This is a genomic window from Rouxiella sp. Mn2063 (assembly GCF_049319665.1).
In the GTDB taxonomy this organism is placed as follows: Bacteria; Pseudomonadota; Gammaproteobacteria; order Enterobacterales; family Enterobacteriaceae; genus JBMOUD01.
Genome location: NZ_JBMOUD010000004.1, coordinates 425,422 through 437,065, shown reverse-complemented (window position 1 = coordinate 437,065; position 11,644 = coordinate 425,422). Strand labels below are relative to the sequence as shown.

Sequence of the window (11,644 nt, the reverse complement as noted above, 5' to 3'; positions counted from 1 at the left end):
TGTAAGTGCAGCGATGCATTGAGCTAACCAGTACTAATGATCCGTGAGGCTTAACCTTACAACACCAAAGGTGTTTTTAGAGACTCAAAGTAAATTTTCAGTGACGTTCCGAGATTGGTTCTGATGGCAGAGTATGAGAAATCATGCGACGCGGTTGGAATAAAACGAATTTGCCTGGCGGCACTAGCGCGGTGGTCCCACCTGACCCCATGCCGAACTCAGAAGTGAAACGCCGTAGCGCCGATGGTAGTGTGGGGTCTCCCCATGTGAGAGTAGGGAACTGCCAGGCATCAAATAAATAGAAAAGCCCTTCGCGAAAGCGAGGGGCTTTTTTATTTATCTGCATTGATAGAGTAAAGAGCAAGACGAAGCCCTTCACGCAAGTGAAGGGCTTTTTCTATTGCGGAAAAGATTAAAACCTGCCTAGATAATGCTCAGAACCACAACATTTTTATCCTACTTAGACCTTTCATTTATCTCTATTTCTATCAATAAATCAAAGATTAAGATCCCAACGTTATAACCATAGACAAGATGCTGAAACTTTTTCACCTATCACCTATTGGCTCGACAAGATTGTCGAAAACCGCTATTGTCAGGCATCTAGAAGTCTAAACGTATAAACGGATGCAGTGGGGAAGTTGTTATGCCAATTAGGGTACCTGATGAGTTACCAGCAGTGAGTTTCTTGCGCGATGAGAATGTGTTTGTTATGACCTCATCACGTGCGAAAACTCAAGAAATTCGCCCGTTAAAGGTGCTGATACTCAATCTGATGCCGAAGAAGATAGAGACTGAAAACCAGTTTTTACGTCTGCTGTCCAATTCCCCTTTGCAAATTGACGTGCAACTGCTGCGCATTGATAGCCGAGAGTCGAAGAACACTCCAGTCGAACATCTGAATAACTTCTACTGTAATTTTGAGGATATTCAGCATGATAACTACGATGGTTTGATCGTTACTGGTGCCCCGTTAGGTTTGGTTGATTTTTGCGATGTGGCTTATTGGCCGCAAATCGAACGTATTATTCATTGGGCAAAAGAGCACGTCACCTCAACGTTGTTTGTATGCTGGGCGGTGCAGGCGGCACTCAATGTGTTATATGGCACCCCAAAACTCACGCGAGAAACTAAGTTATCGGGTGTTTATACTCATCAACTATTACAGCCTTTGGCGCTGCTTACCCGCGGATTTGATGACTCTTTCCTGGCTCCACACTCTCGTTATGCTGATTTCCCCATTGAGGAGCTGAGCAAATACAGTGAACTGGAAATTCTCGCAAAATCTGAAGATGCCGGTGCTTACCTGTTTGCAACTAAAGATAAACGTATGGCGTTTGTGACTGGGCATCCTGAGTATGATGCGGATACCTTAGCGGGAGAATATTTACGTGATAGCGATGCGGGCCTGTCGCCTGATATGCCGGTAAATTATTTCCCTCAGGATAACGCTGACCTCACGCCAAAAGCGACCTGGCGCAGCCATGGCAATCTGCTATTTACTAACTGGTTGAACTACTATGTTTATCAGATCACGCCGTTTGATCTGCGCCAGATGAACCCTACCTTAGAATAAACATATCGAGTACTACCCCCTGCTACAGACACAACGGCCATTAAGTTGGCCGTTGTCATTTTCATACTTCTTCTCTTCGAATAACACGCTTCTTATTTCCATAAAAATGGAAATCACTCCTGTTTTTAATAAAAAATTATCTTTATTAATATCATGAATAAAAAGGAATTTATTTTTAATTAAATTAAAAATGGAAATCGTTTTTGATTTTATCATTTTCTTGATTACGCTTAATAGTATTGGCTACTAAATGACCTGCGAGATCGTATCGCTCAAAACGATCCCGAAGACGTCGGGCGCATGGCCAAGAGCGTTGCGTAGCACTCAGATAAATACTGGCTGAGTGCCTTGATAAGTCAGGAGAATGTTGATGTCACAACAGATAACCCGCAGTCCACTCGACTTTACACGCCAGTTCTCGGAACAGGCTGCCAGTATCCTAACCGAACAGGCGATAGACTTTTTATCCGAATTGGTGAGCCAATTCACACCGGCTCGTAACCAGCTCCTCGCAGAAAGAAAGGCGAATCAAGCCAATATTGATCGTGGTGTATTACCTGATTTTATTTTGGAAACAGATTCCATTAGACAATCTGAGTGGCGGATTAAAAACATCCCTGATGACCTGTTAGATCGCCGGGTTGAGATTACCGGCCCGGTTGAACGCAAGATGGTGATCAATGCGTTGAATGCCAACGTTAAAGTCTTCATGGCTGACTTTGAAGATTCACTCGCACCGGCTTGGTCAAAAGTCATTGAAGGGCAGATTAATTTACGCGATGCGGTGAAAGGCACCATCAGCTATACCAACGAGTCTGGGAAAATTTATCAGCTTAAACCCAATCCTGCCGTTTTAGTTTGCCGGGTAAGGGGACTGCATCTGCCTGAAAAGCATGTTAAATGGCAAGGAGAAGCGATCCCCGGTGGGCTGTTTGATTTTGCTTTGTACTTCTTCCACAACTATCGAGAGCTGTTAGCAAAAGGCAGCGGCCCTTATTTCTATCTGCCGAAGATGCAGTCTTACAAAGAGGCGCAGTGGTGGAGCCAGGTCTTCAGCTATGCAGAAGATAGCGCAGGTCTGCCTCGCGGTACTATCAAAGCGACAGTGTTGATTGAGACGCTACCCGCAGTGTTCCAAATGGATGAAATCCTTTATCACCTGCGTGAGCATATCGTCGGCCTTAACTGTGGACGCTGGGATTACATCTTCAGCTATATCAAAACATTGAAGAACTACCCGGATCGGGTATTACCCGATCGTCAGGTTGTCACCATGGAACAACCCTTCCTGAGTGCTTATTCACGCCTGCTGATTAAAACCTGTCATCGCCGCGGAGCGTTTGCAATGGGGGGGATGGCGGCATTGATCCCGAGTAAAGATCCGCAGCGCAATCAATGGGTACTTAATAAAGTTATCAAAGACAAAGAGCTAGAAGCAGAAAATGGTCATGACGGCACTTGGATAGCACATCCAGGCCTGGCTGATACTGCCATGTCAGTGTTTGACAAAATTCTGTGTATACGCCCTAACCAATTGGATGTGATGCGCGAACAAGATGCGCCGATTAATGCAGCAATGCTACTTGAGCCGTGTCCCGGTTCTCGTACTGAAGACGGGATGCGCGCCAATATTCGTGTTGCGGTGCAGTACATCGAGGCATGGATTTCCGGCAACGGCTGCGTGCCAATTTATGGACTGATGGAAGATGCCGCCACCGCAGAGATTTCTCGTACTTCAATTTGGCAGTGGATCCACCACGCTAAAACATTGGACGACGGGCGACAGGTTACCAAAGCACTCTTTCACCAGATGCTGGCGGAGGAAATGCAGGTAATTCAGCAGGAGCTGGGTGAGCAGCGGTTTAGCTCGGGCCGTTTTCATGAAGCTGCCGCACTGATGGAAAAAATTACCACCCAAGATGAATTGATCGATTTCCTCACCCTGCCGGGCTATTCGCTGCTGGCTTGATAACACGCCCCCATAAATTTAATTGGAGTCACTGTCATGAAAATTACCCGTAGCCAACAAATACAGCAGCTTGAAGAAACCTGGTCACAGTCACGTTGGAAAGGGATCACCCGCCCCTACAGCGCAGCAGAAGTTATTAGTCTGCGTGGCTCGATTAACCCGGAGTGTACGTTGGCGCAGCATGGTGCGAGTCGCTTATGGAACTTGCTACACGGCGCGTCGCGTAAAGGTTATGTGAACTGTCTGGGGGCACTGACCGGCGGGCAGGCTTTGCAGCAGGCTAAAGCCGGTATTGAAGCAATTTATCTTTCTGGTTGGCAGGTCGCGGCCGATGCCAATACCGCGTCGAGTATGTACCCTGACCAATCCCTTTATCCGGTCAATTCAGTGCCAGAGGTTGTCGCGCGGATTAATAATACCTTCCGCCGTGCCGACCAAATACAGTGGTCTAACAATATTGAGCCTGGCCAGCCAGGGTATACCGATTACTTCCTACCGATCGTCGCTGATGCTGAAGCCGGCTTTGGTGGCGTGCTTAACGCATTTGAATTAATGAAAGCCATGATCGAGGCCGGGGCGGCGGCAGTACATTTTGAGGACCAGTTAGCTGCTGTGAAAAAATGCGGACATATGGGCGGCAAAGTATTGGTTCCGACGCAAGAGGCGATACAAAAACTGGTGTCGGCTCGTTTGGCGGCAGATGTTCTGGGAGTACCAACGATTTTGGTCGCTCGTACTGATGCCGATGCTGCCGACTTACTGACTTCTGACTGCGATCCTTACGATAGCCAATTTATTACCGGTGAACGCACTCATGAAGGTTTTTACCGCACTCACGCTGGAATAGAGCAGGCAATCTCGCGTGGCCTTGCCTATGCGCCTTATGCCGATGTGGTCTGGTGTGAAACCTCGACACCCGACCTGGCATTAGCTAAGCGATTTGCTGATGCTATCCATCAACGTTTCCCAGGAAAATTACTGGCCTATAACTGTTCGCCGTCGTTTAACTGGAAGAAAAATCTCGACGATAAAACTATCGCCAGCTTCCAAGAACAACTGGCGGCAATGGGTTATCAGTACCAATTTATTACCCTCGCAGGTATTCACAGTATGTGGTTCAACATGTTTGATTTGGCACATGCTTACGCGAAAGGTGAGGGAATGAAGCACTATGTCGAAAAAGTACAGCAACCGGAGTTTGATGCGGTAACGCGTGGCTATACCTTTGCCTCGCACCAGCAGGAAGTCGGCACCGGCTATTTCGATAAAGTCACGACCATCATACAAGGCGGGCGCTCATCGGTCACCGCACTGACCGGTTCAACAGAAGAACAGCAATTTTCCTGAGTGATGAATGGCCCGGCATAAGCCGGGCCATTTTAGAAAAATCTGCGATATCAGAGGGCTGAGCGATGACAACCGAACTGCTAATTGCCCAAACCATCCTGCAAGGCTTTGATGCTCAGTATGGTCGTTTTTTGGAAATCACTTCCGGTGCTCAGCAACGTTTTGAACTGGCCGACTGGCCTGCGGTGCAGCAGGCGATGAAACAGCGTATTCATCTTTATGACCATCATGTTGGCTTAGTCGTCAGTCAGTTGAAATGTATAACGGGTTCACACTTTTTTGATGCGGCATTTATTGGCCGGGTTAAAGCCTGTTACAGCGGATTACTGCCCGACTATCCTCGTGGTGAAATAGCCGAAAGTTTCTTTAATTCTGTCTATTGCCGTATCTTCAAGCACCGTGATTTAACCGCCGACAAACTGTTTATTTTCAGTGAACAGCCGGTCGAAAGTGCGAATCAACCTCATCGTCCGCTGGCACGGGCATACTGCCCAGCTTCTGGTTTGCAGGCCATGCTGCATAAATTATTAACGGAATTGCCGCTGCGCCTGCCTTGGGATGATATTGAGAGAGACGTTCTGGCCATTGCTGATACGCTAGAGGAGAGCTTTGGGCCAAACGCAATGGCTGACGCACAGTTTGAAATCGCCACCGAGCTTTTTTATCGCAATAAAGCCGCGTGGCTGAGTGGCAAAATTCGTCTGAATAAACGGGCTTATCCCTTCCTGCTACCTGTACATCAAACCGCGCAGGGCAGGTTATTTGTCGACAGCTGTTTAACCAAACATGATGACGCCAGTATCGTTTTTGGTTTCGCTCGCTCCTATTTTATGGTTTATGCACCCCATCCCGGCGCATTGGTTGAATGGCTGCGCGAGATATTACCCACCAAAACAACCGCAGAGCTATACAGCGCAATTGGTTGTCAAAAACATGCCAAAACAGAATGTTATCGCGAACATCTACGGTTTATGGCTTCTGGAAACGAGCCGTTTATTATTGCTCCTGGCGTTAAAGGCATGGTGATGTTGGTATTTACCCTAGCGGGTAGCGACCGCGTTTTTAAGGTAATTAAAGACCGTTTTGCGCCACCTAAGCAGGTGACTGAACAACGAGTGAGAGAGTGCTATCAGTTGGTCAAAGAACATGACCGTGTAGGGAGAATGGCTGACACTCAAGAATTTGAACATTTTATTTTACCCAAACATCGTATCAGCCCAGAACTTATGGCCGAGCTGCAGCGCGAGGTGGCGAATAAAATCGAAGATCTAGGAGACAGTATAGCGATACGGCACTTATATATTGAACGTCGCATGACGCCACTGAATCTTTATCTTGAGCAGGCTACGTCACAGCAGTTACACGATATCATCGAAGAATACGGTAATGCTATCAAGCAGTTGGCAGCAGCTAATATTTTTCCAGGCGATATGTTGTTTAAAAACTTTGGTGTTACTCGCCACGGCCGCGTCGTATTTTATGATTACGATGAAATTTGCTACATGACCCAGATTAACTTCCGCAGCTTGCCACAGACATCTTATCCTGAAGAGGAATTAGCCAGTGAGCCTTGGTACAGCGTGGCGGAAAACGATGTATTTCCTGAAGAGTTCCGGTATTTTTTATGCAGTGATAAACGCCTTCGTCCGCTGTTTGAGATGTTGCACGGTGACCTATTTTGCCCTGATTATTGGCGGGGTTTACAGCAGCGTATTCTCGACGGCCATGTTGAAGACGTTTATGCCTATCGCAATCGGCAGCGCTTTAGCCACAGAGTTCACCAGCCACTAAGCGTGTGAAGTCTGTGGCCTCCTTAATAATAATTAATGTTTACCACCGCCATAAGCCTGCGTGATCTCTTTTGCCGCATGGATAACTAATGCGCCAATTTCGGTCACGCGGTCATCCGTTATTCGCGATACGGGGCCTGAGATGGAAATGGCGGCGTAGGCATCATTATGCTCATCGTAGATGCAGGCTGCCACACAGCGCAGCCCTAACGCATGCTCTTCATCGTCAAAGGCATACCCGCGTTTACGCGTATCTGCCAATTCCTGTTTAAGATTCGCCGGTGATGTGCGGGTCATCGGGGTATAGCTATGTAAACCAATCTTATGCAGTATTTTGACCAGACGTTCTTCCGGCAAGGTTGAGAGGAAGGCTTTACCTGCTCCCGAGGCGTGCATTGGCAGTTTGCCGCCTATTGGCGCGGACATGCGCATTAGCGCGTTGCACTGCACCTGATCGATGATGATTGCTTGATAATCACTGTGATCGAGTACCGCTAGGTTCACTGTCTCGCCGGAGTCTTCCATTAAACGCCGCAGTATCGGATGTACCATCGCCAGTAAATTGCGGCTTTGTAAAAAGCTGCTGCCAACAACAAAAGCATGTGAGCCGATGGTCCACAAACCTAAATCACCGACCTGGCGCACAAAGCCTTGCTGCTGCATGGTCGTTAGCAGTCGATGAGTCGTTGAATTAGGCAGCCCTGCTTGCTGTGCCAAATCGGTTAACGCCACATTCCCTTGTGCTTCGGCAATATACTCCAGCAGCTTCAAACCGCGTGTTAAAGACTGGACCTGGCCGGTTGCGACATGGGGACTGGCCGCCGTATTTTTGGTTTTTTTTATGCGTTTTGCCGCCGTAGCGGAGGAAGTCACCATCTTGCTTTCCCTTATCAGCGTCGCCTAAATACATCGGCATGAAAATATTATTTTGGAATTCGTTTTCGTTTTTACAGTATGGATCGCAAACAGGTTTTACGCTCATCCGATCTGTTGCATCTGGCGTGGAAGAAGCCTCGAAGATTTGATGAAAAAGCCTCACATTCAAGCAAACATTGTGCTCTGGCAAGGTATGCTAGGATAACTGGCGTATTTTGCAGCAACTAATGAAGCTGGTTGTACTCGCACAGGCGTGAAGTCGCAGCAGATTGCAAGGATGGGTGATGAGATGAATGTGAAAAGTCGCGTTGATGCACTACATGAACAGCTAGCGCAGCGTATTTTAATCTTAGACGGCGGCATGGGAACGATGATCCAAGGCTACCGTTTAGAAGAAAAAGATTACCGTGGCGAGCGTTTTGCCGATTGGAAAAGCGATCTTAAAGGTAATAACGATCTCTTGGTGCTGAGCAAGCCCGAAGTGATCGTCGAGATCCACAACGGTTACCTGCAAGCTGGCGCTGATATTTTAGAAACCAACACCTTCAATGCCACCCCCATTGCAATGGCTGATTACCATATGGAATCACTATCAGCTGAAATTAACTATCAGGCTGCTCGACTTGCCCGCGCCTGTGCCGATGAATGGACGGCACGTACGCCCAATAAACCACGCTATGTTGCTGGTGTTTTAGGACCGACTAACCGTACTGCGTCGATCTCTCCTGATGTTAACGATCCGGCGTTTCGTAATGTCACTTTCGATCAATTAGTGGAGGCTTATCGCGAATCTACCCGCGCACTGATCGAGGGTGGGGTCGATCTGATCATGATCGAAACAGTCTTTGATACCTTAAACGCTAAGGCTGCCACGTTCGCCGTAGAAAGTGAGTTTGAAGCGCTAGGTATTGTATTGCCAGTAATGATTTCTGGCACTATCACCGATGCGTCTGGGCGTACTTTATCGGGCCAGACCACGGAAGCTTTCTACAACTCGTTGCGCCATGTTAAGCCGCTCACTTTTGGCCTTAACTGTGCGCTGGGGCCCGATGAGCTGCGTCAATATGTCGCTGAGTTATCACGCATTGCCGAATGCTATGTAACAGCACACCCTAACGCAGGCCTACCTAATGCCTTCGGCGAATATGATTTAGATGCTAAAGAGATGGCACAACACATTGGTGAATGGGCCCGCTCTGGTTTTCTAAATATTGTTGGCGGTTGCTGTGGTACTACGCCTGCACATATTGCTGAGATAACGAAAGTCGTCGAAGGGGTGCCGCCGCGTTCGCTGCCTGATATCCCGGTTGCTTGTCGTTTGGCAGGTCTGGAACCGCTGACGATTGACCCGAAAACACTCTTCGTTAACGTCGGTGAACGCACCAACGTGACCGGTTCAGCACGCTTTAAACGCCTAATCAAAGAAGAGAAATATGCCGAGGCATTAGCCGTTGCTCAGCAACAGGTGGAGAGCGGTGCGCAGATCATCGACATCAATATGGACGAAGGGATGCTTGATGCCGAAGCAGCAATGGTGCGTTTCCTTAACTTGATTGCCGGTGAGCCGGATATCGCTCGCGTCCCTATTATGATCGATTCTTCAAAATGGGCGGTAATCGAGAAAGGGCTGAAATGTATCCAAGGCAAAGGCATTGTTAACTCAATTTCCATGAAGGAAGGAGAGGAAGCATTTTTACATCACGCACGCTTGGTTCGCCGCTACGGTGCGGCAATGGTCGTGATGGCGTTTGACGAAGCTGGGCAGGCTGATACCCGCGCTAGGAAAATTGAAATCTGTCGCCGTGCTTATAAATTATTGACTGAAAAAGTGGGTTTCCCACCGGAAGACATTATTTTCGACCCGAATATTTTTGCGGTTGCCACCGGGATCGAAGAGCACAACAACTATGCCGTGGATTTCATCGAAGCCTGCGCGGATATCAAAGCTGAACTGCCACATGCATTAATCTCCGGTGGTGTTTCTAACGTCTCCTTCTCCTTCCGTGGTAATGAACCGGTACGTGAAGCGATCCACGCTGTCTTCCTCTATCACACCATTCGTAATGGTATGGATATGGGGATCGTTAATGCCGGACAATTGGCGATCTATGATGATCTGCCCGTGGATCTGCGTGAAGCGGTCGAGGATGTGATCCTTAATCGCCGCAGCGATGGTACCGAACGCTTGCTGGAGTTGGCTGAGAAATTTCGTAGTAATAAAGACGACGGTGAGGCGAATAAACAGCAAGCGGAATGGCGTAGTTGGGAAGTCCGCAAACGTCTCGAATACTCTTTAGTAAAAGGGATCACTGAATTTATTGAACTGGATACCGAAGAAGCACGGCAGCAATCAGCCCGGCCAATCGAGGTGATCGAAGGGCCATTAATGGACGGTATGAACGTCGTCGGCGATCTGTTTGGTGAAGGTAAAATGTTTTTGCCGCAGGTGGTTAAATCTGCTCGCGTGATGAAGCAAGCCGTTGCCTATCTGGAGCCTTACATTGAGGCGAGCAAAGAGAAAGGGCAAACCAACGGTAAAATATTGCTGGCAACGGTGAAGGGCGATGTCCATGACATTGGCAAAAATATTGTCGGCGTTGTGCTGCAATGCAATAACTACGAAATTATTGATCTGGGCGTGATGGTACCAACGGATAAGATCCTCAAAACTGCCATTGATGAAAAAGTCGATATTATTGGTCTATCAGGGCTTATTACCCCTTCGCTAGACGAAATGGTCAACGTTGCCAAAGAGATGGAACGCCGCGGTTTTACTATCCCGTTATTGATTGGCGGTGCGACGACGTCGAAAGCGCATACCGCGGTGAAGATTGAGCAAAACTATAGCGGTTCTACCACTTATGTGCAGAATGCGTCCCGTTCAGTTGGCGTGGTTTCTGCGTTGTTATCTACGACGCAACGTGATGATTTTATTGCTCGTACTCGCCAAGAATATGAAACCATACGTGTGCAACATGGCCGTAAAAAACCAAGAACGCCGCCTGTTAGCCTAGAAGCTGCCCGTGCAAATGCAGCCAATATTGATTGGGAGAATTATACTCCGCCGGTCGCGCATCGCCTTGGCGTGCAACAGATAGAGGCCAGTGTTGAGACGCTGCGCAACTATATTGACTGGACGCCATTCTTTATGACCTGGGCACTGGCAGGTAAATACCCACGTATTTTAGAAGATGAAGTCGTCGGGGAAGAGGCTAAGCGTTTGTTCAAAGACGCCAATGACATGTTGGATATGCTCTCTGAGGAAAAACGGCTTAATCCGCGCGGTGTCGTAGGTTTATTCCCTGCCAACCGGGTTGGCGATGATATCGAAATTTACCACGACGAACGCCGTGAAGAGGTGCTAGCCGTCAGCCACCATTTGCGTCAGCAAACCGAGAAAACCGACTTTGCTAACTATTGCTTAGCCGATTTTGTTGCGCCCAAATCCAGTGGCAAAGCTGATTACATCGGCGCGTTTGCGGTGACTGGTGGGTTGGAGGAAGACGCATTGGCCGAGGCTTATGACCGACAGCATGATGACTACAACAAAATCATGGTCAAAGCGTTAGCAGACCGTCTGGCTGAAGGTTTTGCTGAATATCTTCACGAGCAAGTTCGTAAAGTCCATTGGGGTTTTGCCGCTACCGAAAACCTGAGTAACGAAGCACTGATCCGTGAGAACTATCAGGGTATTCGCCCCGCTCCTGGCTATCCTGCCTGCCCAGAACATACGGAAAAAGCGCAAATCTGGCAATTGCTGGACGTAGAAGCACTCACTGGTATGAAATTGACCGAATCCTTCGCAATGTGGCCGGGAGCTGCGGTATCCGGTTGGTACTTTAGCCACCCAGAAAGTAAATACTTTGCTGTGGCACAAATTCAGCGCGATCAGGTGGAAGACTATGCTGAGCGCAAAGGCATGTCGATCGGTGAGGTTGAGCGTTGGTTAGCGCCTAATTTGGGCTACGATGTCGATTAATCCGCTATCAGCAGCCAGAGACAAGCGCCGTTGGCTGGTGGCAAACCTGTATTCACAGTAATATGAAGCCTATTTTCTTATTCTAACATTGGCAACAAGGCGACCTT

General features: G+C 48.1%; 6 protein-coding genes and 1 rRNA gene. 6 read left to right on the top strand and 1 reads right to left on the bottom strand.

The window, feature by feature from the left end; all coding sequences use genetic code 11:
- Window positions 1-173: 173 nt before the first annotated feature.
- The 5 genes from rrf (at window position 174) to aceK (ending at window position 6,691) form a co-directional block, all read left to right on the top strand.
- A 5S ribosomal RNA gene (rrf, locus tag ACL9RG_RS09475) occupies window positions 174-289 on the top strand.
- Between the two features lie 357 nt (window positions 290-646).
- Complete coding sequence (gene metA, locus ACL9RG_RS09470; protein WP_422792340.1) at window positions 647-1,576, top strand: homoserine O-succinyltransferase MetA; 930 nt, start codon at window positions 647-649, stop codon at window positions 1,574-1,576.
- Window positions 1,577-1,946: 370 nt separating this feature from the next.
- Window positions 1,947-3,545, top strand: a complete 1,599-nt coding sequence (aceB, locus tag ACL9RG_RS09465) for a malate synthase A (RefSeq protein ID WP_422792339.1) — start codon at window positions 1,947-1,949, stop codon at window positions 3,543-3,545.
- Between the two features lie 36 nt (window positions 3,546-3,581).
- Window positions 3,582-4,892: an isocitrate lyase gene (gene aceA / locus ACL9RG_RS09460; RefSeq protein WP_422792338.1), complete on the top strand. Its 1,311-nt coding sequence runs from the start codon at window positions 3,582-3,584 to the stop codon at window positions 4,890-4,892.
- A gap of 65 nt (window positions 4,893-4,957) precedes the next feature.
- A complete protein-coding gene (aceK, locus tag ACL9RG_RS09455; protein ID WP_422792337.1) occupies window positions 4,958-6,691 on the top strand; it encodes a bifunctional isocitrate dehydrogenase kinase/phosphatase in 1,734 nt (577 codons plus the stop codon).
- A gap of 24 nt (window positions 6,692-6,715) precedes the next feature.
- Here aceK and iclR read toward each other — a convergent pair whose 3' ends face one another.
- Window positions 6,716-7,558 (bottom strand): glyoxylate bypass operon transcriptional repressor IclR, encoded by an 843-nt coding sequence (iclR, locus tag ACL9RG_RS09450; RefSeq protein ID WP_422792336.1) that lies wholly within the window; start codon window positions 7,556-7,558, stop codon window positions 6,716-6,718.
- 277 nt (window positions 7,559-7,835) lie between these two features.
- On the opposite strand from iclR, the gene metH reads away from it, so the two are divergent.
- Window positions 7,836-11,537: a methionine synthase gene (metH, locus tag ACL9RG_RS09445; RefSeq protein ID WP_422792335.1), complete on the top strand. Its 3,702-nt coding sequence runs from the start codon at window positions 7,836-7,838 to the stop codon at window positions 11,535-11,537.
- Window positions 11,538-11,644 lie beyond the last annotated feature (107 nt).

Bases quoted from the DNA above. Each gene is read 5' to 3' on its own strand.
- metA (WP_422792340.1), top strand. From the start codon at position 647: ATGCCAATTAGGGTACCTGATGAGTTACCAGCAGTGAGTTTCTTGCGC.
- aceB (WP_422792339.1), top strand. From the start codon at position 1,947: ATGTCACAACAGATAACCCGCAGTCCACTCGACTTTACACGCCAGTTC.
- metH (WP_422792335.1), top strand. From the start codon at position 7,836: ATGGGTGATGAGATGAATGTGAAAAGTCGCGTTGATGCACTACATGAA.
- iclR (WP_422792336.1), bottom strand. From the start codon at position 7,558: ATGGTGACTTCCTCCGCTACGGCGGCAAAACGCATAAAAAAAACCAAA.
- aceA (WP_422792338.1), top strand. From the start codon at position 3,582: ATGAAAATTACCCGTAGCCAACAAATACAGCAGCTTGAAGAAACCTGG.
- aceK (WP_422792337.1), top strand. From the start codon at position 4,958: ATGACAACCGAACTGCTAATTGCCCAAACCATCCTGCAAGGCTTTGAT.